At 59.1% G+C, this 26,903-nt stretch carries 26 protein-coding genes; 14 read left to right on the forward strand and 12 right to left on the reverse strand.

What is annotated here, in order from left to right; all coding sequences use genetic code 11:
* The first annotated feature begins 56 nt into the window (after nucleotides 1-56).
* Entirely contained in the window at nucleotides 57-959 is a 903-nt protein-coding gene (locus JJD66_RS05165; RefSeq protein ID WP_200647703.1) for a DMT family transporter, read from the forward strand.
* Nucleotides 960-1,092: 133 nt separating this feature from the next.
* Here JJD66_RS05165 and norR read toward each other — a convergent pair whose 3' ends face one another.
* The gene (norR, locus tag JJD66_RS05170) at nucleotides 1,093-2,640 is read right to left on the reverse strand and encodes a nitric oxide reductase transcriptional regulator NorR (protein WP_198719314.1); all 1,548 of its coding nucleotides are present in this window, start codon (nucleotides 2,638-2,640) and stop codon (nucleotides 1,093-1,095) included.
* A 147-nt stretch (nucleotides 2,641-2,787) separates the two neighbouring features.
* Between norR and hmpA the strand changes: the two genes are divergently transcribed.
* The 8 genes from hmpA to queC all read left to right on the forward strand — a co-directional run bounded on the left by hmpA (nucleotide 2,788) and on the right by queC (nucleotide 11,122).
* On the forward strand, nucleotides 2,788-3,969 hold the full coding sequence (hmpA, locus tag JJD66_RS05175; protein WP_200647704.1) for an NO-inducible flavohemoprotein: 1,182 nt from the start codon (nucleotides 2,788-2,790) through the stop codon (nucleotides 3,967-3,969).
* 222 nt (nucleotides 3,970-4,191) lie between these two features.
* Complete coding sequence (locus JJD66_RS05180; protein WP_047711744.1) at nucleotides 4,192-4,698, forward strand: disulfide bond formation protein B; 507 nt, start codon at nucleotides 4,192-4,194, stop codon at nucleotides 4,696-4,698.
* A gap of 793 nt (nucleotides 4,699-5,491) precedes the next feature.
* On the forward strand, nucleotides 5,492-6,433 hold the full coding sequence (gene cyoA, locus JJD66_RS05185; protein WP_073521857.1) for a ubiquinol oxidase subunit II: 942 nt from the start codon (nucleotides 5,492-5,494) through the stop codon (nucleotides 6,431-6,433).
* 3 nt (nucleotides 6,434-6,436) lie between these two features.
* The gene (gene cyoB, locus JJD66_RS05190; RefSeq protein ID WP_200647705.1) at nucleotides 6,437-8,455 is read left to right on the forward strand and encodes a cytochrome o ubiquinol oxidase subunit I; all 2,019 of its coding nucleotides are present in this window, start codon (nucleotides 6,437-6,439) and stop codon (nucleotides 8,453-8,455) included.
* 3 nt (nucleotides 8,456-8,458) lie between these two features.
* Entirely contained in the window at nucleotides 8,459-9,085 is a 627-nt protein-coding gene (locus JJD66_RS05195) for a cytochrome o ubiquinol oxidase subunit III (RefSeq protein ID WP_034133624.1), read from the forward strand.
* Nucleotides 9,085-9,420: a cytochrome o ubiquinol oxidase subunit IV gene (cyoD, locus tag JJD66_RS05200; protein ID WP_003194051.1), complete on the forward strand. Its 336-nt coding sequence runs from the start codon at nucleotides 9,085-9,087 to the stop codon at nucleotides 9,418-9,420. The genes JJD66_RS05195 and cyoD overlap by 1 nt, the downstream gene beginning before the upstream one ends.
* Before the next feature lie 11 nt (nucleotides 9,421-9,431).
* The gene (gene cyoE, locus JJD66_RS05205) at nucleotides 9,432-10,319 is read left to right on the forward strand and encodes a heme o synthase (protein WP_003194050.1); all 888 of its coding nucleotides are present in this window, start codon (nucleotides 9,432-9,434) and stop codon (nucleotides 10,317-10,319) included.
* A 104-nt stretch (nucleotides 10,320-10,423) separates the two neighbouring features.
* A complete protein-coding gene (gene queC, locus JJD66_RS05210; RefSeq protein ID WP_032895363.1) occupies nucleotides 10,424-11,122 on the forward strand; it encodes a 7-cyano-7-deazaguanine synthase QueC in 699 nt (232 codons plus the stop codon).
* 80 nt (nucleotides 11,123-11,202) lie between these two features.
* Here the strand turns inward: queC and JJD66_RS05215 are convergent, their stop codons facing one another.
* Together JJD66_RS05215 and JJD66_RS05220 are read right to left on the reverse strand one after the other, a co-directional pair.
* The gene (locus tag JJD66_RS05215; protein ID WP_105228389.1) at nucleotides 11,203-12,081 is read right to left on the reverse strand and encodes a queuosine precursor transporter; all 879 of its coding nucleotides are present in this window, start codon (nucleotides 12,079-12,081) and stop codon (nucleotides 11,203-11,205) included.
* The gene (locus JJD66_RS05220) at nucleotides 12,068-12,673 is read right to left on the reverse strand and encodes a helix-turn-helix transcriptional regulator (RefSeq protein WP_200647706.1); all 606 of its coding nucleotides are present in this window, start codon (nucleotides 12,671-12,673) and stop codon (nucleotides 12,068-12,070) included. Before JJD66_RS05220 ends, JJD66_RS05215 begins: the two co-directional genes overlap by 14 nt.
* A 211-nt stretch (nucleotides 12,674-12,884) precedes the next feature.
* Here JJD66_RS05220 and ptaA point away from each other — a divergent pair, with 211 nt between their 5' ends.
* The 3 genes from ptaA to JJD66_RS05235 all read left to right on the forward strand — a co-directional run bounded on the left by ptaA (nucleotide 12,885) and on the right by JJD66_RS05235 (nucleotide 16,134).
* Nucleotides 12,885-13,967 (forward strand): pyoverdine biosynthesis transaminase PtaA, encoded by a 1,083-nt coding sequence (gene ptaA, locus JJD66_RS05225; protein ID WP_200647707.1) that lies wholly within the window; start codon nucleotides 12,885-12,887, stop codon nucleotides 13,965-13,967.
* 120 nt (nucleotides 13,968-14,087) lie between these two features.
* Nucleotides 14,088-14,759 (forward strand): helix-turn-helix transcriptional regulator, encoded by a 672-nt coding sequence (locus JJD66_RS05230; RefSeq protein ID WP_215908713.1) that lies wholly within the window; start codon nucleotides 14,088-14,090, stop codon nucleotides 14,757-14,759.
* Between the two features lie 175 nt (nucleotides 14,760-14,934).
* On the forward strand, nucleotides 14,935-16,134 hold the full coding sequence (locus tag JJD66_RS05235) for an MFS transporter (RefSeq protein ID WP_200647709.1): 1,200 nt from the start codon (nucleotides 14,935-14,937) through the stop codon (nucleotides 16,132-16,134).
* Nucleotides 16,135-16,183: 49 nt separating this feature from the next.
* Here JJD66_RS05235 and JJD66_RS05240 read toward each other — a convergent pair whose 3' ends face one another.
* From JJD66_RS05240 to JJD66_RS05280, 9 genes are all read right to left on the reverse strand, one after another.
* Nucleotides 16,184-16,900, reverse strand: coding sequence for a hypothetical protein (locus tag JJD66_RS05240; protein ID WP_073521853.1), 717 nt, complete (start codon nucleotides 16,898-16,900; stop codon nucleotides 16,184-16,186).
* Between the two features lie 98 nt (nucleotides 16,901-16,998).
* Nucleotides 16,999-17,253 (reverse strand): Txe/YoeB family addiction module toxin, encoded by a 255-nt coding sequence (locus JJD66_RS05245; RefSeq protein ID WP_200647710.1) that lies wholly within the window; start codon nucleotides 17,251-17,253, stop codon nucleotides 16,999-17,001.
* Nucleotides 17,250-17,504: a type II toxin-antitoxin system prevent-host-death family antitoxin gene (locus JJD66_RS05250; protein ID WP_198715605.1), complete on the reverse strand. Its 255-nt coding sequence runs from the start codon at nucleotides 17,502-17,504 to the stop codon at nucleotides 17,250-17,252. Before JJD66_RS05250 ends, JJD66_RS05245 begins: the two co-directional genes overlap by 4 nt.
* 145 nt (nucleotides 17,505-17,649) lie before the next feature.
* Nucleotides 17,650-18,903 carry a 2-aminoadipate transaminase gene (locus JJD66_RS05255; protein ID WP_200647711.1) on the reverse strand — a complete coding sequence of 418 codons (1,254 nt, stop codon included), beginning with the start codon at nucleotides 18,901-18,903 and terminating at the stop codon, nucleotides 17,650-17,652.
* Between the two features lie 109 nt (nucleotides 18,904-19,012).
* Nucleotides 19,013-20,026 carry a sensor domain-containing diguanylate cyclase gene (locus JJD66_RS05260; RefSeq protein WP_198715603.1) on the reverse strand — a complete coding sequence of 338 codons (1,014 nt, stop codon included), beginning with the start codon at nucleotides 20,024-20,026 and terminating at the stop codon, nucleotides 19,013-19,015.
* A 137-nt stretch (nucleotides 20,027-20,163) separates the two neighbouring features.
* On the reverse strand, nucleotides 20,164-22,065 hold the full coding sequence (locus JJD66_RS05265) for an alkaline phosphatase D family protein (RefSeq protein WP_200647712.1): 1,902 nt from the start codon (nucleotides 22,063-22,065) through the stop codon (nucleotides 20,164-20,166).
* A gap of 417 nt (nucleotides 22,066-22,482) precedes the next feature.
* Nucleotides 22,483-24,711, reverse strand: coding sequence for an ATP-binding protein (locus JJD66_RS05270; RefSeq protein WP_200647713.1), 2,229 nt, complete (start codon nucleotides 24,709-24,711; stop codon nucleotides 22,483-22,485).
* Nucleotides 24,708-25,322: a biliverdin-producing heme oxygenase gene (locus tag JJD66_RS05275; RefSeq protein ID WP_200647714.1), complete on the reverse strand. Its 615-nt coding sequence runs from the start codon at nucleotides 25,320-25,322 to the stop codon at nucleotides 24,708-24,710. Before JJD66_RS05275 ends, JJD66_RS05270 begins: the two co-directional genes overlap by 4 nt.
* Before the next feature lie 212 nt (nucleotides 25,323-25,534).
* Nucleotides 25,535-25,897, reverse strand: a complete 363-nt coding sequence (locus JJD66_RS05280; RefSeq protein ID WP_003194033.1) for a response regulator — start codon at nucleotides 25,895-25,897, stop codon at nucleotides 25,535-25,537.
* A gap of 162 nt (nucleotides 25,898-26,059) precedes the next feature.
* Here JJD66_RS05280 and JJD66_RS05285 point away from each other — a divergent pair, with 162 nt between their 5' ends.
* On the forward strand, nucleotides 26,060-26,491 hold the full coding sequence (locus tag JJD66_RS05285; RefSeq protein ID WP_072435022.1) for a bleomycin resistance protein: 432 nt from the start codon (nucleotides 26,060-26,062) through the stop codon (nucleotides 26,489-26,491).
* Between the two features lie 30 nt (nucleotides 26,492-26,521).
* Nucleotides 26,522-26,896, forward strand: a complete 375-nt coding sequence (locus JJD66_RS05290; RefSeq protein ID WP_200647715.1) for a c-type cytochrome — start codon at nucleotides 26,522-26,524, stop codon at nucleotides 26,894-26,896.
* Nucleotides 26,897-26,903: the final 7 nt, after the last annotated feature.

Consider the following 26,903-nt stretch of genomic DNA (forward strand, 5'->3'; position numbering starts at 1 on the left):
GCAAGAGCCTGCACGGGGTTGAAGGCCACACTGTGGCTCAATCGACGGAGCCGGCTATGAATCTTATCCTGTATCTACTCACGGTACTCATCTGGGGCACCACTTGGATCGCCCTCAAATGGCAGTTGGGCGTGGTCGCGATTCCTGTGTCGATTGTCTATCGCTTCGGCCTGGCCGCTCTGGTGCTGTTCGTGCTGTTGCTGCTCAGCCGCAAGTTGCAGGTGATGAACCGGCGCGGGCACATGATCTGCCTGGCGCAGGGGCTGTGCCTGTTCTGCGTCAACTTCATGTGCTTTCTCACCGCCAGCCAATGGATTCCCAGCGGGCTGGTGGCGGTTGTGTTCTCCACCGCGACCTTGTGGAACGCGCTCAATGCCCGGGTGTTTTTCGGCCAGCAGGTGGCGCGTAATGTGCTGATGGGCGGGGCGCTTGGGTTGCTGGGGCTGGGCTTTTTGTTCTGGCCGGAGCTGGTTGGGCATACCGCCAGCCCGCAAACCTTGTTGGGCCTGGGCTTGGCCCTGCTGGGCACCCTGTGCTTTTCGGCGGGCAACTTGCTATCGAGCCTGCAGCAGAAGGCCGGGCTCAAGCCGCTGACCACCAATGCCTGGGGCATGGCCTATGGGGCGGCGCTGCTGGCGACCTATTGCGCAGTACGTGGTATTCCCTTCGAGATGGACTGGAGTGCGCGGTATATCGGCGCGCTGTGGTACCTGGTGATCCCAGGCTCGGTGATTGGTTTTACCGCTTACCTCACCCTGGTGGGCCGCATGGGGCCGGAGAAAGCGGCGTATTGCACGGTGCTGTTTCCGGTGGTGGCGCTGAATGTGTCGGCCGTGGCCGAGGGTTATCAGTGGACGGCGCCGGCGTTGATGGGGCTGGTGCTGGTGATGCTGGGGAATGTGCTGGTGTTTCGTAAGCCTCGGGCCATCGTGCCGGACCTCAAGGCTAGCCAAGCCTGAATGTGGAAGCTGGCTTGCCCATAGAATCAGCGCCTGCCACGAATCTGTGGGAGTGGGCTTGCCCGCGATGGCGGTGTGCCGGTCACTGTATCTTTAACTGACCCACCGCTTTATTTGGCTGAGGTGTCTGCTTTTATTTGAGGCCGAGGCGCTTGGCCATGCGTCCCAGGTTGGCGCGGTCCAGGCCCAGTTCGCGGGCGGCGCTGGCCCAGTTGTGCTGATGGCGCTCCAGGCAGGCGCTGATGAGTTGGCGCTGGTAATGCTCGGTGGCCTGGCGCAGGTCGCCGCTGACCACCGGGAGGGCAGGGGCCGGTGCTTCTTCGGCCGCAGCCGCAGTCACGCCGGGCAAGTCCAGGTCCAGGGCGCTCAGGCTGAGTATTTTCGGGCGCTCGCGGCAATTGCCCAGGGCTTTCAACGCGCTGCGTCCGATCAAATGCTCCAGCTCGCGCACATTGCCGGGCCAGTTGTAGGCCGTTAGGGCCGCCTGGGCATCTCCGGTCAGGCGCAGGCTGCCCAGGCCCATGCGTGAGCGGTTCTGTTCGAGGAAGAACCCCGCCAATAGCAGCACATCACGCCCGCGCTCGCGCAGCGCCGGCACTTGCAGTGGGTAGACGCTCAAACGGTGGTAGAAGTCGGCACGGTAGCGGCCATTGCGCACCTCTTCGGCAAGGTCGCGGTTGGTGGCGGCGATCAGGCGCACGTCAACCTGGTGGTCCTTGTCCGATCCGAGGCGCTGCAACTGGCCGCTTTGCAGCACGCGCAGCAACTTGGCCTGCACGGTCAACGACAACTCACCCACTTCATCCAGGAACAAGGTACCGCCATTGGCCAGTTCGAACTTGCCCCGGCGCTCGTTCAACGCGCCAGTAAAGGCGCCGCGTACGTGGCCGAACAGTTCGCTTTCTACCAAGGTCTCGGGCAGGGCGGCGCAGTTGAGGCTGATCAGCGGTTTGTCGGCGCGGGAGGAGGCGGCGTGGATCGCCTGGGCCACCAACTCCTTGCCGACCCCGGTTTCGCCGGTAATCAGCACGGTCAAGTCACTGCCGCCGACCAGGTTGATTTCCTCGACCAGGCGCTTGTGCGCTTTGCTCTGGCCGATCATTTCCTTGGGCTGCTGGCCACTTGCCTGGCGATAGATCTCGGCGCGCTGGTGCTCGTCTTCGGCCCGCAGCGCCAGGCGCTCGATGCGTTCAGCCACGTTGACGGTGGCCGCGGCGAGGCTGGCGAAGGCTTGCAGGGCGTCCAGCTCGACCCGTTCAAAGCGCTCGGTATCGAGGGCGTCCAGGGTCAGCAGCCCCCAGGGCTGGTCGTCGATAAACAGCGGGCAGCCCATGCAGTCGTGGACTTCCAACTGGCCGTGCAAACCGGCGACCAAGCCGTCATAGGGGTCGGGCAATTCGCTGTCACTGTCGAAGCGGGTAGGGCCGGGGCTGCTCAGCAGGATCTCGAAGCGCGGATGTTCGCTGACCTTGAAGCGTCGACCCAAGGTATCGGCGCTCAAGCCGTCCACGGCCAGCGGCACCAACCACTCGCCGTCCAGGCGTAACAATGCGGCGGCGTCGCAGGGCAGCAGGGCGCGCATGGCTTGCAGCAGGCGCCGGTAGCGCTCGCCTTCGGGCAAGTCCCGGGACAGGTCAGCGACCAGCGGCAGTAAGGTGGTGAGCAGTGGTTGTGCAGTCATAATGACTCCCTGTAGTCCTTATGACTATAAGGCGTAGGAGGTCATACTGACTACATAATATTTAAGTTATTGAAAATAAAGGATTTATTAGTTGGCACGATTACTGACTGCCTAAAAGCAATCAGTAAGAAGACCCAGGAGTCTCCCATGCTTAGTGCCCAAGACCGTGCAATCATCAAATCCACTGTGCCCCTGCTGGAAAGCGGCGGCGAAGCGCTGATCACGCATTTCTATCGCATGATGCTGTCCGAGTATCCCGAAGTCCGCCCACTGTTCAACCAGGCCCACCAGGCCAGTGGTGACCAGCCTCGCGCCCTGGCCAATGGCGTGCTGATGTACGCGCGGCATATCGACCAGTTGGACCAACTGGGCGACCTGGTGGCCAAGATCATCAACAAGCACGTGGCGTTGCAGATTCTGCCGGAGCATTACCCCATTGTTGGCGCCTGCCTGCTGCGGGCTATTTCCGAAGTGCTGGGCAGCGAGATTGCCACCCCCGAGGTCATGAGCGCCTGGGGCGCGGCCTACGGCCAGTTGGCGGACATTCTGATCGGCGCCGAAGCGGCCATTTACGACGAAAAAGCCCAGGCGCCCGGCGGCTGGCGGGGTGCGCGGGCGTTCCTGTTGGTCAAGCGCGTGGAAGAGAGCGACGAGATCATCTCCTTCTACTTTGCACCGGTGGACAACGGCCCGATCCTGGCCGCAGCGCCCGGCCAGTACATCGGCCTGAAACTGGTGCTTGATGGCGAGGAAGTGCGTCGCAACTATTCCCTGTCGGCCCTCACCGACACCGGGCTGTACCGCATCAGCGTCAAGCGCGAAGCGGGCGGGCGGGTCTCCAATTACCTGCACGACCAGATGCATGTCGGCGCGACCATTGACCTGTTCCCGCCGTCGGGCGAGTTCACCCTGGCCGCCAGTGATAAACCGCTGGTGCTGATCAGCGGCGGGGTAGGCATTACGCCCACGCTGCCGATGCTCGAAGCCGCCCTGGCAACCGAGCGCCCGGTGCATTTCATCCATTGCGCCCGTAACGGCGGGGTGCACGCGTTCCGTGACTGGGTGGACAGCCTGGCGGCCAAGCATCCGCAGCTCAAGCGTTTCTACTGCTACGCCGAGGATGACGGCATCAGCCCGGCGGCAGACAAGGTCGGGATGCTCAATCAGGAGCAACTGGCGGCCTGGTTGCCTGAGCAGCGTGATATTGATGCCTACTTCTTGGGCCCCAAGGGCTTCATGGCGGCGATCAAGCGGCATCTCAAGGCGCTGGGTGTGCCGGAGAAGCAGGCGCGCTATGAGTTCTTTGGCCCGGCGGCGGCGCTGGAATAGAATTTGGCCAATTGACCGTATCGGCATCATCGCGGGCAAGCCCGGCTCCCACAGAGGATCGCATTCCAATGTGGGAGCCGGGCTTGCCCGCGATGGCGTCCGCACAATCACTACATTTGCCACGATTAATCCGCCGTTAACCCCTCTCTGTTTTAACCTCTGCCTGTGTGTAAACTTGTTGCCATCAGGCACAACCTTAATCAGAGAAAGGGAAAGACGGGGATGATTGACGACATGCGTTTAGGCAGGGAGCGGCGCTTTCTGGTGTTGCTGGGCATCATCTGCCTGGCGCTGATTGGCGGGGCGCTGTACATGCAAGTGGTACTGGGCGAAGCACCGTGCCCGCTGTGCATTCTGCAACGCTACGCCTTGCTGCTGATTGCGCTCTTCGCGTTCATCGGCGCGGCCATGCGCACCAAGGGCGCGCTGACGTTCTTCGAAGGGTTGGTGGTGCTCAGCGCCTTGGGTGGCGTGGCTGCGGCCGGCCACCATGTGTACACCCAGTTCTTTCCCCAGGTCAGTTGCGGCATCGATGTGTTGCAGCCGATCGTTGACGACCTGCCCCTGGCCAAGGTGTTTCCCCTGGGCTTCCAGGTCGACGGCTTTTGCAGCACCCCCTACCCACCGGTCCTCGGCCTGTCCCTGGCCCAATGGGCGCTGGTTGCATTCGTGCTGACGGCGATCCTGGTGCCCCTGTGCATCTATCGCAATCGTCATCCCAAAGCCTGAACCGCCGCGCCTGCCGAACGCTCCGTTGCTTCTGAATGAAGGCGGAGCGTTTTTGTTTGTAGGGATTTGTGAAAGCACCGTGACGAGGGGCAACGGAAGGTGCGCGCAGCGTGCGACATGTTGTCACATGAACGTTGTCGCAGGACGTTTCTGACCCGCCAAAACGATCCTTGAATTTGCACCCCACGTACAAATTGTGCTGTCAGTTCGTGGTTCCCACGGCGGCCCGATTCGTGTGCGGCTCCAATCCCTGAAGCCTCTATGAATGCCTTGTTTTATGGGCACTTGGATACCCTCGGCATGCCCTTACAGGCCGTAAGGGAAGTGGCACTGTGCCCAATAACACGGCAATTTTTGTGGTTTTTGTTGAGAATCGAACGCGATAAAATCGCGAATCTTTGCAACTTTGGTGAAGGATTGTTGCTGGAATCGATAAAAATTATTTCTCTATAAGACATGGTTTATACATCGCTAGCTAACTACAATCGCCCGCACTGAATGTCCGGTGCTGTTCAATATTTGAGCATTGGAGCGGTCGAGGAGCAGATGGAAGGCTCAATGCGACCCCAGGTTCCGGCAGCCTTTCAACTATCCGCACCAAATGGAATTGGTCTGTAACAAGGCCTTTAGCCACGAAATCGAATAAGAACTCACTGCAGGTCCGTGAAACGTACAGTCATGACGTGTCGGGCAGGCTCTTATTCAATCGAAGAGAAATGCCAACCCTTGGCAGGGTGAAGTGTTGGCGATCAAAACCCAACTGCATTGCGCAAGCTGCTTTAGAGGTCGTGAGATGAGTAAAAACAGGTACCCCCGATTACTAGGCTTTTTGCCGCTGCTTGGCATGATGTTAATGCTGGGAGGCTGCAAGTGGACCTTGCTCGACCCAAAAGGACAGGTCGGTCTGGATGAACGAAACCTGATCATCACCGCTACCCTGCTGATGCTGCTGGTTGTGGTGCCTGTGATCGTGATGACCTTCGCCTTCGCCTGGAAATACCGCGCGTCCAACACCAGCGCCACCTATGCGCCGAAGTGGTCGCACTCCACCAAGATCGAGATCGCGGTGTGGTTGGTTCCGATCCTCATCATCATCGCCCTGGGTTACATCACCTATAAGTCGACCCACGCGCTGGACCCGTATCGTCCGCTGGAGTCCGACGTCAAGCCTGTGAACATCCAGGTGGTCGCGCTGGATTGGAAGTGGCTGTTCATCTACCCGGACCTGGGTATCGCCACTGTCAACGAGATCCGCTTCCCGGAGCACACCCCGCTTAACTTCCGGATCACCTCCGATGCCGTGATGAACTCGTTCTTCATCCCTGCACTGGGTGGCCAGATCTACGCGATGGCAGGCATGCAGACCCGCCTGCACCTGATCGCCAACCAGAAAGCTGAAATGGAAGGCATCTCCGCCAACTACAGCGGCGCTGGCTTCACCGGCATGAAATTCAAAGCGATCTCGACAAGCCAGGAAGATTTCGACGCCTGGGTAGCTGCAGTCAAGGCCGCACCTAAACAGCTTGATCAAGCTGAATACGACGCTCTGACCAAACCGAGCCAGAACAACCCTGTCGCCTTGTACTCCGCGTACGAGCCGGACCTGTTTCAGAAAATCGTCGACAAGTACGAAGGTATGAAGCCAGGCAAGCCGGTCAAGCACGAGAAGAAAGAAGTGGCCGCGGTTGAAGGTTCTGATACAGGCGCGCATTCAACTGCTGGGGCAGAGGAGTAAACGATGTTTGGTAAATTAAGTTGGGACGCGGTCCCATTCCACGAGCCGATCGTAATGGTGACTATCGCCATGATCGCGCTGGGTGGTTTGGCGCTGGTTGCGGGTATCACCTATTTCAAGAAGTGGTCCTACCTGTGGACCGAGTGGTTGACCTCGGTCGACCACAAGAAAATCGGCGTCATGTACGTCATCGTTGCCATGGTCATGCTGCTGCGTGGTTTTGCCGACGCCATCATGATGCGTACCCAGTTGGCCATGGCCACCGAGGGTTCGCCTGGCTACCTGCCACCTGAACACTATGACCAGATCTTCACCGCCCACGGTGTGATCATGATCATCTTCATGGCGATGCCTTTCTTCACCGGCTTGATGAACCTTGCCTTGCCGCTGCAGATTGGTGCGCGTGACGTTGCCTACCCGTTCCTGAACTCCCTGAGCTTCTGGCTGCTGGTGTCCGGCGTGGTGCTGATCAACGTTTCCCTGGGCGTCGGCGAATTCGCCAAGACCGGTTGGGTTGCGTATCCGCCATTGTCGGGCTTGCAATACAGTCCGGGCGTGGGTGTGGACTACTACATCTGGGCGCTACAGTTATCAGGGCTCGGGACGACATTGACGGGGGTCAACTTCCTGGCCACCGTCCTGAAAATGCGCGCCCCTGGCATGAAACTGATGGACATGCCGATCTTCACCTGGACCTGCACCTGGGCAAACGTGCTGATCGTGGCTTCGTTCCCGATCCTGGCCGCTACCATGGCGCTGCTGTCGCTTGACCGTTACCTGGATTTCCACATTTTCACCAATGAACTTGGTGGCAATCCAATGATGTACGTGAACCTGTTCTGGGCATGGGGTCACCCTGAGGTGTACATCCTGATCCTGCCAGCGTTCGGTATCTTCTCCGAAGTGATCTCGACCTTTACCGGCAAGCGCCTGTTCGGTCACCACTCGATGGTCTACGCCTCTGGCGCGATCTCCGTACTGGGCTTCATGGTGTGGCTGCACCACTTCTTCACCATGGGTTCGGGGGCCAGCGTCAACGCCTTCTTCGGCCTGGCGACGATGCTGATTTCCATCCCGACGGGGGTGAAGCTATTCAACTGGCTGTTCACCATCTACCACGGTCGTCTGCGCATGACCAGCCAGGTCCTGTGGACCCTGGGCTTCATGGTGACCTTCGCCATCGGCGGCATGACCGGCGTACTGCTGGCCATTCCGGGTGCTGACTTCGTGCTGCACAACAGCCTGTTCGTGATCGCCCACTTCCACAACGTGATCATCGGTGGTGCGGTATTCGGCTACATCGCTGGTTTCAGCTTCTACTTCCCGAAAGCGTTCGGCTTCAAGCTGCACGAAGGCTGGGGCAAGGCTGCGTTCTGGTTCTGGATCTCGGGCTTCTTCGTCGCGTTCATGCCGCTCTATGCACTGGGCTTCATGGGCATGACCCGTCGTCTGAACGCCACCACCAACCCTGAGTGGGTACCGTACCTGTACGTTGCCATGTTCGGTGCGGTGATGATCGCTGTGGGCATCGCCTGCCAGCTGATCCAGCTTTACGTCAGCGTGCGTGATCGCAAGAAGAACATGTGCGAATCCGGCGACCCATGGAACGGCCACACCCTGGAATGGTCGACCTCGTCGCCACCACCGTTCTACAACTTCGCCGTGATCCCTACTGCGAACACCATTGATGCGTTCACCGAAGCCAAGGAAGACGGTACTGCGTACCAGAAGCCCAAGCACTACGAACCGATCCACATGCCAAACAACACCGCCACTGGGTTGGTGATGGGTGCGCTGTTGACCGTGTTCGGTTTCGCGATGATCTGGCACATCTGGTGGCTGGCAATCGCGAGCCTGGTGGGCACTATCGGTTACTTCATCATTCACGCTGCCCGTGATGATCAAGGCTACATGGTGCCGGTCGAAACGATCGAACGCATCGAAGCCGAGCAGCACGCTCGCCTGGTAGCCGAGAAGAAGATCCCGGCCAACCGTGTAGAAACCTCGTTGGAACAGGCTTAAACCATGTCGAACTTAGTGACCAATGCTGGACACGCCCATGTCGATGACCATGGGCACGATGACCACCACCACGACTCGGGGCCAATAACCGTCTACGGTTTCTGGCTCTACCTGATGACCGACTGCATCTTGTTTGCGTCGATCTTCGCGGTGTACGCGGTACTGGTAAACAACGTAGCGGGTGGCCCGTCGGGCCACGACATCTTCGAACTGCCATACGTGCTCGGCGAAACCGCCTTGCTGTTGTTCAGTTCGATCACCTACGGCTTCGCCATGTTGGCCTTCTACAAGGGCAACAAGAAGGGCGTGCTGACCTGGCTGGGCCTGACCTTCCTGTTCGGCCTGGGCTTCATCGGCATGGAGATCAACGAGTTCCACCTGCTGATCTCCGAAGGCTACGGCCCGCACCGTTCCGGTTTCCTGTCGGCGTTCTTCACGCTGGTCGGCACCCACGGTCTGCACGTAACCGCAGGTTTGCTGTGGATGGCGGTGATGATCTATCAGGTCAACAAGCACGGCCTGACCAACACCAACAAGACCCGCCTGAGCTGCCTGAGCCTGTTCTGGCACTTCCTGGACGTGGTCTGGATCTGCGTATTCACCGTCGTTTACTTGATGGGGACTCTGTAATGGCTAATGCACACTCCCATGACAGCCACGATTCAAGCCACGGCAGCGTAAAGTCTTACGCCATCGGCTTCATCCTGTCGGTCATCCTGACCCTGATCCCGTTCGGCCTGGTGATGTACCCAACCTTGCCGAAGTCGATCACCTTGATGATCGTCCTGGCGTTCGCGGTGATTCAGGTTCTGGTTCACCTGGTGTACTTCCTGCACCTGGACCGCTCCAAAGAGCAGCGCGAGAACGTGATCGCGTTTGTGTTCGCAGGCCTGGTGATCGTTCTGCTGGTTGGTCTGTCGCTGTGGATCATGTTCAGCATCCACACCTACATGATGGCGAAGTGAGGTAAGACCCGATGTCGCTTAAGCACTTTATCCAAATCACCAAACCGGGGATCATTTTCGGTAACGTGCTTTCTGTGGCGGGCGGTTTCTTCCTGGCCTCCAAGGGACATGTCGATCTGGCCATCTTCCTGGCTGCAATGATCGGTACGTCCCTGGTGGTTGCTTCCGGTTGCGTATTCAACAACTGCATCGACCGTGACATCGACATCAAGATGGAGCGCACCAAGAATCGCGTGCTGGTCCAGGGCCTCATCTCCCTGAAGCTGGCGCTGATCTATGCGACCGTCCTGGGTGTTGCCGGTGTGGCCCTGTTGTACAAGGTGGCCAACCCGTTGGCGGCGCTGTTTGCCGTGATCGGTTTTGTCATCTACGTCGGCCTCTACAGTCTGTACCTCAAGCGCAAGTCGGTTCACGGCACGCTGGTGGGCAGTCTGTCGGGGGCAATGCCGCCGGTGATTGGTTATGTAGCTGTGACCAATAGCTTCGACATGGCCGCGCTGACGCTGCTGGTGATGTTCAGCCTGTGGCAGATGCCGCATTCCTACGCCATCGCGATTTTCCGCTTCAATGACTACCTGGCTGCGTCGATTCCGGTATTGCCGGTCAAGCGTGGCATTCAGGTAGCCAAGAAACACATCCTGCTCTACATCCTGGCCTTCCTCGTGGCGACCTTGATGTTGACCTTCAGTGGCTACGCCGGCATGAGCTACCTCGCCGTCGCCGCCGCGATGGGTATGTACTGGTTGTACATGGCCTGGACCGGCTACAAGGCGGTGGATGACACCGTCTGGGCGCGCAAGCTGTTCGTGTTCTCGATCTTCACCATCACCGCGCTTAGCGTGATGATGTCCCTGGATTTCCAAGTGCCGAAAGAGCTGTTGCTGACCTACGCCCACTGAGTGGTCTTGCAGTAAAAAAGCCCCGCCTTCGCAAGAAGCGCGGGGTTTTTTATGACATGCCCTTTAAACTATTCCCCAAATCTACATATGCAGGAAGCGAAGCAATGAGTAAAAAAGCCGTGATGGTCTTCAGTGGCGGGCAGGATTCGACCACCTGCCTGATCCAGGCCCTGCCGCTGTATGACGAAGTGCACTGCATTACCTTTGATTACGGCCAGCGGCATGTGGCAGAAATCGAAGTGGCCCAGAAGTTGGCCAAACAGTTGGGCGCCACCGTGCACAAAGTGATGGATGTGTCCCTGCTCAATGAGCTGGCGATCAGCAGCCTGACGCGCGACAACATCCCGGTGCCGACCGTGAACAGCTCGGGTGAAAGCCTGCCGAGCACCTTTGTGCCGGGGCGCAACATCCTGTTTCTGACCCTGGCTGCGATCTACGCCTATCAAGTGAAGGCCGAGACCGTCATCACCGGTGTGTGCGAAACCGACTTCTCAGGCTACCCCGATTGCCGGGATGAGTTTGTCAAAGCACTCAACCAGGCCCTCAAGCTGGGCATGGAATACGACGTGCGCCTGGACACGCCGTTGATGTGGCTGAACAAGGCCGAGACCTGGGCCCTGGCCGATTACCACGGGCAACTGGAGCTGGTGCGCGAGCAGACGCTGACTTGCTACAACGGCATCATCGGTACCGGCTGTGGCGAGTGTGACGCGTGCAACCTGCGCGCTCGGGGCTTGAATGACTATCTGCAGAACAAGACAAATGTCATGCAGAGCCTCAAGCACAAGTTACAACTGAAATAACTGCATCCAATGCCCGCCAGGTTCTACCTGATGTATGAAGTTCAAATGTGGGAGGGGCAAGCCCCCTCCCAGCATAGGTTTCATGCGTTGGCGCTGGTCAGGTAACGCTTGAACAACGAACGTGCCCCATAGGCCGGCAGGATATTGAAGAACGCAAAGCCGACTTTGATCGCGATCTGTACATAGATCATGCTGAGGATGTCGCTGGTCTGCATCGCCCCGTAGAAGGCGATAAAGCAGAACAGGAAGCTGTCGATAATCACCGCAAAGAACGTACTGAGGAATATCCGCAGGTATAGATACCTGGAGTTGGTCAGCTCCTTGATCTTGCACAGCAAGTAGGAATTTATATTCTCCGACACCAGGAACGACACCGAAGAGGCCACCAGCACCGACGACACTTGCAGGATCACGTCGGTATAAGGCCCATCCAGCTTCCAGCCCGGTAGCCCTGGCAGGAACGTGGAGCCATACAGCAGGATGATGATCATCGCGTTGCTGGCAAACGCAAACAGAATGGCTCGCCTGGCCAGGCGCAAGCCAAAATTCTCGTTGAGCAAGTCCACGATCAAGAAGGTCAGCGGGTACAGGAACGTGCCCGGTGTGACGATGATGCCCAACGACTCCAGGTAAATCGGTTTGGTCGCGGCAATGCTGGTAAAGATATAGAAGGTGAACAGCAGCAAGTTCAGGATGATGTAGATCATCCAGGAGTTTTCATTGCGGTCGTTTATATCGTAGGCGGTCAGCGTTCCGCCTTGGGAGTAGAACTTCTTGTACAGGTTCTTGATTTCCATCTTGTTGAAGTTGTCCATCATTTCACTGCTGAGCACTTCACTCAGCTTGATCTTGAGGACCTTGCCCGTGGCGATCACCATGATCACCGCCAGGCGCTTGTCGTTTTCAAAGCCCAGCAACTTGTATTTGCTGTTTTCCACGGCGCCTTCAGACGTTGTCATTGAAGCGCTCCTCAAGGATGTCGCCGATGACACACAAACGCTCTGAGTTCCCGCAGGGTTCGAGGGTGATGAACAGCTTCTTGGTGGCGCGGTCGTACACCAGTTTTTCTTTATCGTCGCTCGACGAGCCTTTCTGCACGATCAGCAAGTCCCCCGGTTCATTAAGGCCGGGAATCCCGTGCTCCAGGCGCACGCCGATCAGGTTGCAGGCGCTGCCAAAGTAGTAGGTCAGCGGATGAAGCGTGGCCAGCTCACCGATGCGCTTGCCCAGGCTTTGCATGAGCAGGCTTTCCTTGAGCACAGGCACTGCCGCCGGGTTCTTGTTACCCAGTGGGGAAACATTGCTCTCGATGACTTCCTTGGCTTCAAAACTGATCGTCTCGATTTCTTCGTAGGAGACGCCAAAGAAGTCAGAGATCTTGCGTATCGTCGACTGCTGTACGTTAACGACCTTGCTTTCCAGGATGTTGTAGATAGTGGTCCTGGTCAGGCCGGCGGCACTGCTTAACGAAAGCTGGGTTTCGCCACGACTCTTGATCAAGTACTTGATGTTGCTCTTCAAGTGCTCGGTTTTTTCCCGTCTGTGTATCAAGTGCTCACCACTTCCATTTAGTCATCAGTCCATGCCGGCAGAACCCGTTCTTGACGGTTCGCGGCAGTGAAAGTGTTGCATGCGCCCGCTACAACAATAAAGTACTGAGTGCAGGGATACGCCTCGGTGGTAAATCAGGCAACGGCTTTCTCGTCATACTCTTCTGAACGGCCAGCGCGAATCCCTCGCGCCTCTACAAGGAGTAGTCACCATGGTGCGTGTCAGTCGTCGATCCCTTCTCGCCCTGGGCGCGGCCCTGCCTGTGTTGGGGCAGCTCAATTGGGCGTTCGCCAGCCCGGCGCCGACGAAATCTGACAAGGTGCTACTCAATTACAACGAAAGCCCCTACGGCCCTTCAGACGCGGCTCGCCAGGCGATGCTGCGCGCGGTTGCAGCCTCTGGGCGTTACCCTTACCCGGACATGTATGCATTGGCCGCGCTGTTTGCCGAGCAACAGGGCATCGCCGAAGAAAACATCGGGGTATTTGCCGGCTCGATGGCCGCCCTGCGTTACGCGGTGCTGGCGTTCGCCAGCCAGGCCCGCGGCCTGGTGATGGCTACGCCGTCCTACGAAGTACCGCGCCAGGCGGCCGAATCGATCAAGGCGCCGGTGCATGAAGTTAACCTCGACGCCCAGCATGCCCACGATGTGCACGCCATGCTCGCAGCGGACCCACAGGCCGGCATGCTGTACCTGTGCAACCCCAACAACCCGACCGGTACGCTCACCTCGACCGAGGCCATCCGCCACGCTCTGGTGAATAAACCCAAGGGCTGCGTGCTGGTTGTGGACGAGGCTTATATCGACTTTTGCGACGCCCCCAGTTGCGTAAGTTGGGTCAAGGAACACGACGACCTGCTGGTACTGCGTACCTTCTCGAAGATCTACGGCCTCGCCGGTGCGCGCCTGGGCCTGGCGATCGGTCACCCGGCGCTATTGGAGCGGTTGGCCGTGTTCGGCGGCGATAACGTCCCGGCCGGCGCCAGCTTGCTGGCCGCCCGTGCGAGCCTGGAAGACGCGCAACTGGTGGGCCAACGCAGAGCGCTCAATGCCAGGTTGCGCGATGAGACGATCGCCTGGCTCAAGGGCCGGGGCTTTACCTGCACCGTTTCCCACAGCAACTGCTTCATGATCGACGTGAAGCGCCCGGCAGAGCAGGTGATTGAGCAGTTGGCGGCACGGAATGTACTGGTCGGGCGGGTGTGGAAGGACTGGCCGCAGTGGGTGCGGGTGACGGTGGGTAATGAGCACGAGATGGAGCGCTTTCGCGAGGCGTTCGCGGCGCAGGTCTAGCCCCTGGGTTTGCATCCGTTGCCTGGACAGGTAAGCCAGGCATGCTGCATGCTCGACCGGGTTGAATGATCAAGGAAGACACCCGTGCGACCTAATGGCCAACCTGATAGAAAATCGCCCATGCTGCCCGAGGATATGCGCCGCTTGCTCGATACCGAGCTGAGCCGCCGTGGCCTGGGACACTTCGAGGTCTACCAGTGTGGGCCGACGCTGGACCAAGCGCAGATTGTGTCCAATTACCCCGAGGCCATGGAGCCTTCCGACACGGCCGACGATTTCTACCGGCGTGGCGAGCTGGTTTCATTGACCCGTACGCGGATCAAACCATTTTTCTGGAGTGATGAACACCTGCTGGCCGTGGCCGATGAGGCGGTGCCGGTGCCGGGCCCCTACACACCCGTTGGCGAGGGCGCCAGTTTTATCGTGCATGGCAATCGCGGCTTCTACTCGGTGCTCAATCTGTGCAGCTTCGGCGAACATCGGCAATTTCGCGAGACCGTGCTGGCCCATCAAAGTGAACTGCAGATGCTGTTGGTCTCGATGTACGACGAGGCCCTGGAAGATCACGCGGCGCCTGTCGAACAACAGACGGTGCTGACCCCAAGGGAAACCGAAGTATTGTCCTGGGTCAGCCTGGGCAAGACCTACAACGAAGTGGCACTCCTGACGTCGATGACCTCCCATACGGTCAAGTTTCATATGAAGAATATCTTCGGCAAATTGCAGGTCAGCAACGGCAAATCAGCAATCGCCAAGGCCCTGCAATTGGGCTATATCCGCCACCCGGCCTGAGGCCGCAATCACCGCCTACCTGTCCAAATGGGTAGCTTGTTCGCCGCACAGTGCTGCATTAGGTTGCCCAGCTATGGAGTTTGGCGCCGGACACACCGGCGCCGCCATTGCGAAAGGACATCCGGATGAGCCGCTCTGTAGCTTTGCTCCACACCTGTGCCAGCGTGCTGCGCTGATGGGTACTTTTCACGCCTTGCGCGGCCTTAATGCGCGGTTGCAAGCATTGTTCATGATCACGCTGGTGTTCCGCACGGGCACCCTGGCGTTTCCTTTTTACGCGGCGTACCTGATTCATCAACACGCGATATCGGCAGGCACTGCAGGCCTGTTGGTCGGCGTGTATGGCGCGGGCGCCTTGTGTACCGACCTGATCATCGGCGCCGTGATCAAGCGGTTTTCGGCCAACCGAGTCATTCTTGGTTCGTTGTTGTTCAACGCGGTGTTGCTGCTGGTCATTCCCTCGGTGGATAACCTGCTCGCGCTGTTCCTGTTGTCGTTTCTCTGGGGGGCCTGTTACGAAGCCTTCACACCGGCCGCGTTCTCCGAGACAGTGGCTCACAGTAATCTTGAGTCACGCAAAGTGGCGTTTTCCTGCAACCGATTGGCGATCAACATCGGTATGGCCATTGGGCCGCTATTGGGCAGCTTGATTTTCCTCCGCAATGCCGACGCGGTGTTCTACATCAATGCCGTGCTGTCCCTGCTGGCCTTCGCCGCCTGCCTGCGGTTCGGTCGGCCCCGGCCGGCCACCCAAGGCGCGCCTGTCGCGGGCAAGGGCGAGGGCTTGCCCGAGGTGGCGGTTCATGAGCGTTCGCGACTGCTGGTGATCCTGTTGGCGGCGCTGCCGGTGCACGTGGCTTACGCATTGCCGCCGACTTTTCTGTCGGCGTACATCATCAACTACACCCAACTGCCGGCCTATTACGTGGGCATCATCTTCTTTATCAATGCGTTGCTAGTGATTGTGTTTGAAGTACCGATCAACCTGCGCATGGCGCACTTGTCGAGCAGTCGCTCGCTGATCATTGGCCTGTTGCTGGCAGGCTGCGGTTTCTTCTTGATGGGCTTTGGTCAGGTCGGCGCGCTGTTGATGCTCGCTACGGTGTTGTGGAGCCTGGGCGAGATGATTGTGTTCCCCGCGATCACCCACTACGTCAGCAGTATTTCCAGCCGCGACAGCGTGGGCCGCAACCTTGGCTACTACTCGGCGGGCGTCAACATCGGCGTGATGATCGCGCCCTCGTTGGCGTTCATGTTGCTGGCCCGGCCAACCTTGCCGTCACCGTGGCTGCTGGCGGGCTGTGTGTTGTTGCTGTTCGCAATCGCCGTGGGGATGATGAAAAGCTCGGCGGTGTTGTGGAACAAAGAGGCGTAGACGGCAACCGGCGCTGCGCCTTGCACGCGCGCCTGGTTGCGTCAGCTACTTACTGGGCGGCGATGGCGTAGCCGTCAAAGGCGCTTTGCTGTTGCAGCGCGGTCACGATGCTCTTGCGCGTGACTGGTTGCTCGGCGCCGCTGTTGTCGATGAAGGTTTCGCTCGCAAGTTCCGCCTCGCTGCCTTCGCCCACAAAGGTGAAACCCAGGAACTCCAGCGCTTCGCGGTCCACATTGAGCTTGGAGCGCGGCGTGCGCAGCGGCAGGGTGACGCTGATGCCATCCTTGCTGATCACAAACACTTCGGTGTCTTTCTTGGCGCGTGCAGCCTTGCCCTTGCCGGCGCTCGGGTTGCTGATGGCCTGGTGCGACTGGTTAAGTACCTTGAGGGCCAGGCCATAGACCAATTCCTGGAACTCGGGATCGTCCTTGAAGCTGGACAGGATGCGGCTGATCGAGAACTGGCTGCTCAGGTGTTCCAGGGCGGCGTTGTCTGCGGCTTCGGCGTCTTTCAATTGTTTGAGCTGGCCCATCAGGTCATAGGCTTTGTCATCGTCGAAGGCATCGTGGGCCTGGCGGATGGCAACGCGTAGCTCGCGGATCTGGTCGCTTTCCTTGGAGGTGTGAAACGCGTCCAGCACCATCTCGCTGATGATCTTGGCGGCTGGCACATGCTGTGAAAGATTGATGGCGTTTTCGTATTCGGCTTTGGCGTGCAGGGCGACTACGGATTCTTCGGCGGATTTTTCGGTGTAGGAATCAGACATTAAATTTCGCTGCGTAGTATGCGGAGAGACAAAAAAACGTCGGGCATTTTCAGCGGGTGAGGGGATCAGGTCAAGGTGGCTCGGGCGTCAGAATAACTTCAGTAATGATAGCGGCACATCAATATTTGTACTTCATCATCCTCGATGCCATAAACCAAACGATGCTCCGCGGTGATTCGTCTAGACCAGAAACCACTCAGGTTATGTTTGAGGGGTTCAGGCTTTCCCACGCCGTCGAACGGGTCTCTTTGTATGGCCTTGATCAAGTGATTGATGCGCTTGAGCCCGGCTTTGTCGTTCTGTTGAAACCAGAGGTAGTCGTCCCAGCCTTCAGAGGTAAAGAGTATTTTCATTCTTCAATCAACCGCCTTGGCTTGGCTTTGCCTGCTCGTAAGCTGTTGACTGAGTTAATGAGACGTTCGGCATTTTTAGGCGAGCGCAGCAGGTAAGCCGTCTCTTCCAGAGCATTGAACTCTGATAACGAGATCATCACCACGGGCTCGCCTTTTTGTCGAGTCAGTAGAATTGGGACGTGATCATCGTTGACGCGGTCCATCGTTTCGGACAGATGGGCTCGGGCGTTGGTGTAGTTGATAGTTTCCATGGGAACTCCTTGTTGGGTGGGTATTAACGTACAGAAATACGTACATATCCACAACGGGAATCTTATCAACGGTCATCCACCTCGCCCGGACTTCACGAACAAGCTCAACGACTGAGTGGAGCAGCGACAAAGCTGTTGATACATTTTACTCGTCCAGTTCTTCGAGGCACGCTTGGAGAATATCCAGGCCTTCCTCCAACACCTCAGGCTCAATGGTCAGCGGTGCCAGCAAGCGCACAATGTGCCGCGACTTGCCGCTGGGCATCAGCAGCAAGCCGGCCTCTCGCGCCAGCTCCAGCAGTTGCGCCAGTTGCTTGGGGGCGGGTGTGCCGTCGGCATGGGCCAGTTCAAGGCCCCGCATGGCGCCGACACCGGTGAGGCGGCCCAGGTAGGGCGACAGTTGCTGCGCGCGCCAGGCTTCATAGCGACCCACAATCGCGGCCTCCTGCGCGACGCCCCAGGCGTGCCGGTTTTTGTCGCTCATCACCTCAAGGGTCGCCAGCGCCGCCGCGCAGGCGACGGGGTTACCAGAGTAGGTGCCGCCCAGGCCGCCTTTGGGCAGGTTGTCCATCAGCGCCTTGCGCCCGACCACCGCCCCCAGCGGCATGCCGCCGGCGATGCTTTTGCCGAGCAGCAGCAGGTCCGGCTCGATGCCCAGGCGCGAGAAGGCGAAACGCTGGCCGGTGCGACCAAAACCCGACTGGATTTCATCAATGATCAGCAGGATGTTGTGCTGGTCGCAGAAGCGTCGCAAGGCTTGGGCAAACTCAGTGTCCAAGGCTAGAAAACCGCCTTCGCCCTGCACCGGCTCGATGATGAAGCAGGCCACATCGTTTATGTCGATTTCCACGCTGAACAGACGCTCCATCGCCTTCAGCGCTTCGGCGCAGGTCATGCCGTTATCGGTACTGGGGTAGGGCAGGTGATACACAGGGCCGGGCAGTACGCCGACCTTCTGCTTGTAGGGCGCGACCTTGCCATTGAGGTTGAGGGTCGCCAGGGTGCGGCCATGGAAGGCACCGTCGAAGGCGATCACCGCCGTGCGACCAGTGGCACCACGGGCGATCTTCAAGGCGTTCTCTGCCGCTTCTGCACCGCTGTTGGTGAGCATGCCGCTGACGGGGTAACCCACCGGGATAAAGGCGCTGAGGCGTTGCATCAACTCGATGTAGGGCGTATGCGGTGCGGCGTTGAACGCGTAATGGGTGAGCCGGGCCGCTTGCTCGCAAATGGCCGCCACCACGGCCGGGTGGCAATGGCCCAGGTTGAGCACGCCGATACCCCCGACAAAGTCGATGTAACGCTTGCCTGCAGTGTCCCAGACCTCGGCGTTTTTACCGTGACTGAGGCTGATGGGGTGAACGATGGAAATCGACTGGCTGATGCTAGAGTGACTCATGGCTCTGGGACTCGGCAGTGGTGGGCGCAGCGCTATCTAAGCCGTGCGCCCGGCCTTGCCGCAAACGAAATAAAGTCGCCGTGTCATTCCCCCTTGGAAGGAGCTGCGACTATTCCGACACCCCATCCTTGCCCGCCGCCTTGGATCGGTACAAGGCTTGGTCGGCCCGCGCCATCAGCGCAGCCGGGGACTCGCCCATGCGCCGCTCCACCACGCCCAGGCTCAGGGTAACGTTCAAGGCGCCCACGGGGGCCGCCTCCTTGATTTTATGGCGAATCCTTTCGGCCAACTCTTTGGCCTCGTCCAGGCTGCTTTTGGGCAGCACCACCATAAACTCATCGCCGCCCCAGCGCGCCAGCAAGTCGCTTTTACGTACGCAGGCTTCCAGGTGCTCCACTACCCGTATCAGGGTCTGGTCGCCGACGCCATGGCCGTATTGGTCATTGATCGGCTTGAAGTCATCGACATCCATGGCCACCAGGGCCAGGGGCAGGCGGAAGCGTTCGGCGCGGTCGCATTCCTCCAGCAGCACTTTTTCCAGGCGGTACCGGTTGGCGATGCGCGTCAGGGCGTCCCGCTCGGCCAAAGAGCGGTTTTCGTCCAGCTGCAATTGCAGTTGCTGGTTGACGCGCGACAACTCAAGCGTGCGCTCCGCGACCAGTGCTTCCAGAGACTGGTTGCGCTTTTGCAACTGTTCGATGGAGCATTTGCGCGTATGGATATCACGGTGTGCGCCGACCATGCGCGCCACTGAACCGTCGGGGTTGCGGGCAATGACGTAGCCACGGTCCTCGATCCAGAGGTACGTACCGTCTTTTTTGCGACAACGGTATTCGGCCCGGTAATGAGCGGCGCGTAGGCTGATGTAGTCATCGAACACCGTCATCACGCGAGAGTAGTCCTCGGGGTGGATCACGTTCTCCCAGGTGAAGACGCTGTTTTCCAGGGAGTGGTGGGAGTAGCCAAGCATTTCGTACCAGCCGGGATTGCGGTAGACGAAGCCGGTATTGGCATTCCAGTCCCAGATGCCATCACTGACCAACTCCATGATGGCGTGCAACAGGTCGACGTTAAGGTCGGAAACCTCATGGCGTAGCGGTTCTTTGCCGGATGTATCGTCCATCTGCACGCTTCCTGCGGGGGCTGGCGCCCAAGGCCAGTCATGGTTGACGCCGATACTCCGTGGCTGGCGCTACTGTACATCGGCGCTTGCGCGCTTTGAATAGGGCAGGTGTGCTGCTTTTGACGAGTGGCGAAACGCTATTTTTCTGGCGCCATCATCTTTGTCCGAGGCTTCCCATCCGCGTTGTGCTGGTAAATGGCTTGCGGTTGGCCCTGCTCATTGAAAAACACCTGGCCAATGCCTGCCGAGTTCCACAATCGCTCACCCGCTTCGGCGTGCTCTGGAATATAGGGCACCACTTGCATGGTGCGGCGGCGGGTAAACCAGTTGAGCGGCGAACGCGGGGAGTAGAGCCAGCGGTTGAGGCGGTCGAACCATTCCAGCAGGCGCGGCGGGAACTCGTTCTTGATGCCGCTGCTGGTGATTTGCCAGATATTGGGGCCGCCGTTGCGGTAGCGGATCAGTACTTGGTAGACAAATGAGTAATGCACGTCGCCGGAGAGGATCACGTAGTTACCCGGCGTGCGCGAGTGGCGGAAGATATTCAAAATCACTTGGGCAGCGCCGCGGTGGGCCATCCAGTTCTCGGCGTCCACCAGCAGTGGGAAGCCACACCAGCTGAAAACCTTTTGCACCGTCTCGATCAGCTTGACGCCAAAGACCGGCGCAGGCGAGACAATGATGGCTGACGGGTGGTCCAGTAGCGCTTGTTGCAGTTCGCTCAAGGCTTCCCAGTCCAGCAGGCCGGAAGGTTGCTTGAGGGTGAACTCGCTGCGCCAGCGTCGGGTGCGGGTGTCGAGTACCACCAGCGCCGGGGTGGTGGGCAATACGTAGTGCCACTGCTGGAATTTCAGCAGCGTGGTGACTAGCTCATCCTGCTGTGTGGCGTCCAGGTGGTTGTCTTGCGCCTGGCTGGCAAGTGCCTGGGTTTGGCTCACCAGTTCGCCAAACACCTCGGGCTGGTTGCCCCAGCCCTGGCATAAAAGATAGGCCATCAACGCATTACCGATGATGCGTTTGGAGAAGGGATGGCCGTAGGCAGTTTCTTCCCATTGGGCGCTGAGGTTCCAGTCATCGGTGATGTCGTGATCGTCGAACATCATCAGCGTCGACAGGTGCGCGAACACCCGCGCTACCCCAGGCAGGCCGTCACGGAACTGCTCGATATGAACCTGTTCGCGGGCATAGCGTTGTTGCTCTTGCGCGCTCAGCGGCGGCGGTTCTGGTGTGATCAGCGTCCAGGGTGTCGGCGACCAGGCCAGCAGGTACATCGCGATCACTTCGGCAAAGGTCACCAGGTGATTGTCGGCGGTGCTGCTGGTGAAAATCGGTTTCTTCACGCCGCCGAAAAAGCGCTCACGCAAGGTCTCGTTACTGTCCAGCGCGGGCAGCAGGTCGGCCCGGCGATAATAGCTGGCGCGATGCCCATAGAGGCTGGCGCTGTCGCTCACCACCGCGCCCTCCAGGAATTCATCAAACAGGCCCAGGCGCGCAATCAGCCCATGAATGGCCCGCAGCATGGGCCCTGCGACGTCGTCGGCGTAAATCTGGTCGCCATTCATCATCAGCAAGGCTGGGCGTTCGAGCGGTGCGCGGGCGTCCGCCAACAAGTGGTCAACACACAACAAGCCTTCGTCGGCCGGGTGATGGGGTTTGCGGCACGAGCCATGCACCAAGTGATGGACGCGGCTATGCAGCACGAAGCTTGGCGTAGTCGCGTCGCCATACAGCAAGTGCGGTGCCCATTGTGCAATGCCGAGGCCGTCGATCAACAGGTCGTAGCCGATGATTTCGTCCTGTGGCAGGGCGTGGCTCAGGGCTATGTCGATCAGGTGAATAAAGGCATGGCGGCCGACGGGCACGACTTGGCAGTGCGTTGCATCGAGAGGGATATCCAGCGTCTCGCCCGAGGGTAATTGCAGTCTCAAGCACAGGGGCAGGGCACGACTGCCCACCAACCAGATAACCAGGCGATGCGGTTCCAGGCGCCGTAGGAGGGGGCCGGCAATGACCGCGGGCAAAGTGTCGGGTTGAAGCATCGAGGGAGTGGCTCACACAAGGTAGAACGCAAAGAGTAGCGCAGTGGATGTTAGTGTTTTGTCAACGCAGTGCAGCGCCTGGCGCTGCATTGCCTGACGGCAGGGTCAAGGCAGTCGCCCTTGTCCGAGCGCGACCATGGAGGGGCGCCTAGGCCGCGGTTGCGGTTCGGGCTGGCTGTTTGTGTGAGGTGACGGGGTATCCACAGGTTTGGCGAAAGCTTGTTGGTTTTGCGCGGATTGGTTGGCGTAATAGATGTAAAAGGCGTGAGTGACGATCATGGTGACTACCTCGCTCAAATGGAAAGTTGTTCCCGCACTAATACTTCCTTTGAGTGCGCAATGTTTCAGTGGCGTTGGCCGGGGTGTTCGTTCCCGGCCATAGGTATCCGCATGTTGGGTTTAGAGAATGGGCGCGTTTCAGGCGGGCTTTGGCACCGTAAACCTGAATTCACTGCCGCGGCCCAACTCGCTTTCGGCCTCGATGCGCCCACCATGGGCCTGGACAATCCCCTGGGTGATATACAGCCCCAACCCACTGCCGGTGGGGTTGTTTTCAGTCTGGGTCCAATAGCGATCGAACACATGGGGCAAATCGTCCGGCGCAATGCCTTCACCGGAGTCGCGCACCGAAAATACAATCTCCTCGCCGGCGCTCATGGCGCTGATGCCGATGTTGCCCTGGCGCGGAGTGAACTTGATCGCATTGCCGATCAGGTTCGACAGCACCTGGAACAAGCGCTCCGGGTCGGCCTTGATCTGCAGGCCAGGCTCGACATTGAACGACAGGTCGATGCCCTTTTCCGAGGCCAGGGGCGCCAGCAGCGAATACGCCTCTTCAAAAATCTGGCTGACGTCCAGCGCCACCGGTTTGACCACATAGCGCCCGGCTTCGATTTTCGAGGTGTCGAGCAAGTCTTCCAGCAACACGTTCATGCGCCCGGCAGCCTGTTGCATGGTGTCAATGGCGGAAGAAATGCGCCGTGAAGTGTGGGGGCCATCGGAGCTGAAGGCTTTTTGCATCATGCCGCATAGCATGGAGATGACGGTCATGGGGTTGCGCAGGTCGTGGGAAACCACCGCGACCAGCTCGTCCCGCGCACGCACCGCTTGTTGCTCTCGCAGCACTTGGCGGGACAGGTCGTTCTCCAGGGCCGAGCGGCGCAGATCGTTGGCGGCAAACAGGTCGCCATGGCTCCACTTGGTGGAGATACCAGCCATTTCCACTTTCCAGATTTCAAACGAGGTGCGTGGGCGAAGGCGCATGCCCGCGTCGCAGGTTTCCAGATTCAGCGGCTTCTGCGGATCGCCACTCCAGTGGATGTTCTCTTTGACTTCCGGGCGAAACCACAACACGCCGTTATCCACAGGCTTGGGCAAGCTCATGGCGAGCACGCCGCTGGCCACGCTCTGGTATTCGGCGGCCGGCGGATAAACCGAGGCCAGGTTATGGCTGGAAAATACCGGTGCGCCGTCGCCCTGCAACCACTTGTGCAGCGCGCGTATCTGCGCCGGTTCCGGGCAGTTGCCGTAGCGGTGTAATTGCTTGTCTTCGATGATCGCCACGCCGCCGGAGAGGGTCAGGTCCATCAGCAGTCGGCCTTGCTGGGCCAGGCCGTCGAATACGTTATTGGCAGAGGCTTTCATCGCCCGATCCAGCAGCGCAAGCGCTTCGACTTTCTCGTCGCGCTGGCGGGTCAGCTCCAGGGCCTCCATGGCACTGATCTGCAATGACAGCACCTGGCCGATGGTCTGGCAGGCCATGCGCAGGTCGTTGGGCACCAGCAGCGGCTCACGGTTGCCGCAACTGATCAGGCCCCAGAGTTTGTCGCCCTTCATCAGTGAAATACTCATGGACGACAACACGCCCATGTTCTGCATGTACTGGCAGTGAATCGGCGACACGCTGCGCAGGGTGGCGAAGCTCAGGTCCAGAGGCTGCCCGGTGTCCGGGCGCAATTTGGGCACCAGCGGTACCGGTTCGTAGGACGCATTCGGGATGATCCGTAGCCAGTTGGTGCGATACAGCTCGCGAGCCTGCTCGGGGATGTCGGACGCGGGGAAGAACAGCCCGTTGAACAATTCCATGGACGGCGCCGAGGCCTCGGCGATCACCTGGCCATGGCCTTCCTCTTCGAAGCGATAGATGAGCACCCGGTCATAACCGGTCATGGCCTGGATTTCGTTGACGGTGATGGCGTAGAGCGCCTCCAAGGTCTTTGCCGATTGCAGGCGGTGCAGCATCTTGCCCAGGTCGCTGGTGCGGCCATTCTGCGCTCGGGGTTTGAAATCCTTGAGCCGTGGTTCGAATTCCAGCACTAACACGCCCTGGTGGCGATGCAACAGGCCTTCGAACTGCTCACCCTTGAAGGTTATCAGCAGGGGCGGCGAGTCCAGGAATGCGCTGTCCTCGGCCATGGTTTGCACGGCCCGGGCGTAGTCCTCGCCAATCAACCTGTGCAACGGTTGATCCAACAGCGCCTCGGGGGCGTGGCCGAACAACGTACCGACGTTGGCACTTACCTGAATGATGTTCAGGCCAGGTTCCGACAAGGTCAGCAGCACGCCGTGGGGCTGGATGGCCCCCGGAAAACGAATGGGTTCGTCGGCGCAGTTGGCAAGCAGCTCTTCAAAATCTTCGGGTTTCATAGCAATACCTCCTGGCTGTCGAGCCATTGCTCAAAGCCGCTGAATGTCGAGCGGGCCGCCATCACCGCGCGCACGGCGGCATCTGTATCCAGTGGCTGGCGGCCCAGATAATCGAGGAAATCTTTCCAGCGCCGTCCGGTCTCGGCGCCGTATACATTGAGAAAGGCACCGCCGTTGTCGGCGTTCACATCCAGGCGCAGGGCCATTTCCCGGCGCAGCACTTGGCCGCCCAGGGTGGCGCCTTCCAGCACATACAGGGCGCCGAGGCACGCAGCCGGTGTGTCTAATACGGGGAGCTGGGTACAGCGAGGCAGGGCATGGATGGCGTGCTCAGTCAGGCCGAGCGCGTGCAGGTCATGGACCAGGGTTGGCGTTTTCACACGCAACGCAGACTCATAGCCGTCGGGAATCAAACCGCTGTCATACAGCGCCGCTTCCATTGGCTGATAAAAGCCGTAGTACGCCTGCAGCAAGCGCCGATACCACTGGGCATCCAGGCGCTCGGAAAAAAACGGCAGGCGCTGTTCCAACGCCACATGCAGCAGGCCCGTGCCCGTGCGCAACGTTTCCAGCAAGGAGGGCGCACTAACGTCATGGGCCTGTGAATGCATTCAATGAGCTCGAACTGTGGGCCTGTCGGCCATGAATGACGCGTGAAAATGGGCGACGATTCTACACAACTCATTGTCGTCAGCTGAACGCAGAAGCGAAAAGGCTGACCAGCGGATCAGAAAAGTCGCTCCCTGCACCTTACATGACCGCAGAACTAGCTCTCAAGTTCGGTTGAAATGATATCGCGCTGCTATCAATCCCGGGACTGGCCCTAGTGCGTCAATGCTGTCTGCACGCACTCAAGCAAGTGGTCGGTACTCCAGGGCTTGGGCAGAAACCGCACGGAACTGCCCAACTCGGCGGCGATTTTCGTATTACCTGAGGTCAGCACTACCTGTACTTCAGGCCACCGGTGGGCGACGACACGGCTCAAGTCATAACCATTGAGCAAGCCGGGCATTTGAATATCACTGACAATCAAATCCACCGGGTCATCGCCGCGCTCCAGGTAAATCATCCCTTCGTCTGCCGATGCAAACGATGTTACTACCGCACCAAAGTCTTCCAGCACATCCACCATCAACGCCCGAATGATCTCGTCGTCTTCCAATACCAAAATCGATGGCTGAGCCATGATCCTTACTCCACCATCAGGGGTTCAGTAAGGTGGAGTAGGGGCTGGGTATATAGGTTCGATTGGATGTTTTTTAAACGATGGGTGGTCATTTGGCTGCTTGTGAGCCATGGGCACGACAATCCGTTAAGGTGAACGCCACCCTGCCATCCAAGGAATGCCATGTTCAACCGTAACCCACTCGTGCCTGAACTGATCGTCACCCGCCTTGGCGCGAGCCTGGCGTTCTGGATCGAACAGTTAGGTTTCGCTATTGCCTATCAGCGCGCAGAAGAAGGCTTTGCCTACCTCGACCTTAACGGCGCGCAAATCATGCTCGAACAATACGACCCCGAGGCCGGTCAGTGGCTTACCGCACCGTTGCAGCCTCCATTCGGGCGCGGCATCAACCTGCAAATCGATGTGCCCGCCGTAGCACCCATCCTGCAACGCTTGGCGCAGATCGGCTGGCCCTTGTTCCGCGATGTAGAGGACGCCTGGTACCGAGCCGGTGACGTGGAGGCCGGGCAGCGCCAGTTCATCGTGCAAGACCCGGACGGGTATCTGGTGCGTCTGGTGCAGCGGCTGGGAGAAAGGCCGGTCGAACAGGCATAATCCGCGGCAACAGCCGATAGGGAGACGTGAATGAAGTATGTGTTATTGACCCTCGCCCTGACCGTTATCGCCGCACCCGCGTTCGCTGCGGGCGACGCCGAGGCGGGCGGCAAACTCTTCACCAAGACCTGCGGCGGCTGCCACAGCATTGGTGAGGGTGCGCGAGGTGGTTTTGGCCCGGAACTGAACGGCATCATTGGCCGGTCTGCCGGTACCACTCAGGACTATCAGTATTCGGATGCGATGAAGAACTCGGGCGTGGTGTGGACGCGGGAAAAACTGGCGGCCTACATTGAAGACCCGAAATCGGTGGTCAGTGGCACGCGGATGATCTTCTGGGGGATCAGTGACCAGGAGAAGATTGAAAATATCCTGGCGTATTTGGAGACATTCCAGCCCAAGTGAGATGCCC

The organism is Pseudomonas sp. MF6751, from assembly GCF_016613265.1.
Lineage (GTDB): Bacteria > Pseudomonadota > Gammaproteobacteria > Pseudomonadales > Pseudomonadaceae > Aquipseudomonas > Aquipseudomonas fluorescens_BV.

Excerpts from the sequence above, each read along its gene's own strand:
- JJD66_RS05290 (WP_200647715.1), top strand. The coding sequence starts at position 26,522 with ATGAAGTATGTGTTATTGACCCTCGCCCTGACCGTTATCGCCGCACCC.
- JJD66_RS05195 (WP_034133624.1), top strand. The coding sequence starts at position 8,459 with ATGTCGAACTTAGTGACCAATGCTGGACACGCCCATGTCGATGACCAT.
- cyoA (WP_073521857.1), top strand. The coding sequence starts at position 5,492 with ATGAGTAAAAACAGGTACCCCCGATTACTAGGCTTTTTGCCGCTGCTT.
- cyoB (WP_200647705.1), top strand. The coding sequence starts at position 6,437 with ATGTTTGGTAAATTAAGTTGGGACGCGGTCCCATTCCACGAGCCGATC.
- JJD66_RS05235 (WP_200647709.1), top strand. The coding sequence starts at position 14,935 with ATGGGTACTTTTCACGCCTTGCGCGGCCTTAATGCGCGGTTGCAAGCA.
- JJD66_RS05165 (WP_200647703.1), top strand. The coding sequence starts at position 57 with ATGAATCTTATCCTGTATCTACTCACGGTACTCATCTGGGGCACCACT.
- JJD66_RS05215 (WP_105228389.1), bottom strand. The coding sequence starts at position 12,081 with ATGACAACGTCTGAAGGCGCCGTGGAAAACAGCAAATACAAGTTGCTG.
- JJD66_RS05230 (WP_215908713.1), top strand. The coding sequence starts at position 14,088 with ATGCTGCCCGAGGATATGCGCCGCTTGCTCGATACCGAGCTGAGCCGC.
- cyoD (WP_003194051.1), top strand. The coding sequence starts at position 9,085 with ATGGCTAATGCACACTCCCATGACAGCCACGATTCAAGCCACGGCAGC.
- JJD66_RS05265 (WP_200647712.1), bottom strand. The coding sequence starts at position 22,065 with ATGCTTCAACCCGACACTTTGCCCGCGGTCATTGCCGGCCCCCTCCTA.
- ptaA (WP_200647707.1), top strand. The coding sequence starts at position 12,885 with ATGGTGCGTGTCAGTCGTCGATCCCTTCTCGCCCTGGGCGCGGCCCTG.
- hmpA (WP_200647704.1), top strand. The coding sequence starts at position 2,788 with ATGCTTAGTGCCCAAGACCGTGCAATCATCAAATCCACTGTGCCCCTG.
- JJD66_RS05270 (WP_200647713.1), bottom strand. The coding sequence starts at position 24,711 with ATGAAACCCGAAGATTTTGAAGAGCTGCTTGCCAACTGCGCCGACGAA.
- JJD66_RS05180 (WP_047711744.1), top strand. The coding sequence starts at position 4,192 with ATGATTGACGACATGCGTTTAGGCAGGGAGCGGCGCTTTCTGGTGTTG.
- JJD66_RS05255 (WP_200647711.1), bottom strand. The coding sequence starts at position 18,903 with ATGAGTCACTCTAGCATCAGCCAGTCGATTTCCATCGTTCACCCCATC.
- JJD66_RS05285 (WP_072435022.1), top strand. The coding sequence starts at position 26,060 with ATGTTCAACCGTAACCCACTCGTGCCTGAACTGATCGTCACCCGCCTT.
- JJD66_RS05245 (WP_200647710.1), bottom strand. The coding sequence starts at position 17,253 with ATGAAAATACTCTTTACCTCTGAAGGCTGGGACGACTACCTCTGGTTT.
- norR (WP_198719314.1), bottom strand. The coding sequence starts at position 2,640 with ATGACTGCACAACCACTGCTCACCACCTTACTGCCGCTGGTCGCTGAC.
- JJD66_RS05240 (WP_073521853.1), bottom strand. The coding sequence starts at position 16,900 with ATGTCTGATTCCTACACCGAAAAATCCGCCGAAGAATCCGTAGTCGCC.
- JJD66_RS05260 (WP_198715603.1), bottom strand. The coding sequence starts at position 20,026 with ATGGACGATACATCCGGCAAAGAACCGCTACGCCATGAGGTTTCCGAC.
- JJD66_RS05280 (WP_003194033.1), bottom strand. The coding sequence starts at position 25,897 with ATGGCTCAGCCATCGATTTTGGTATTGGAAGACGACGAGATCATTCGG.
- cyoE (WP_003194050.1), top strand. The coding sequence starts at position 9,432 with ATGTCGCTTAAGCACTTTATCCAAATCACCAAACCGGGGATCATTTTC.
- JJD66_RS05250 (WP_198715605.1), bottom strand. The coding sequence starts at position 17,504 with ATGGAAACTATCAACTACACCAACGCCCGAGCCCATCTGTCCGAAACG.
- JJD66_RS05275 (WP_200647714.1), bottom strand. The coding sequence starts at position 25,322 with ATGCATTCACAGGCCCATGACGTTAGTGCGCCCTCCTTGCTGGAAACG.
- queC (WP_032895363.1), top strand. The coding sequence starts at position 10,424 with ATGAGTAAAAAAGCCGTGATGGTCTTCAGTGGCGGGCAGGATTCGACC.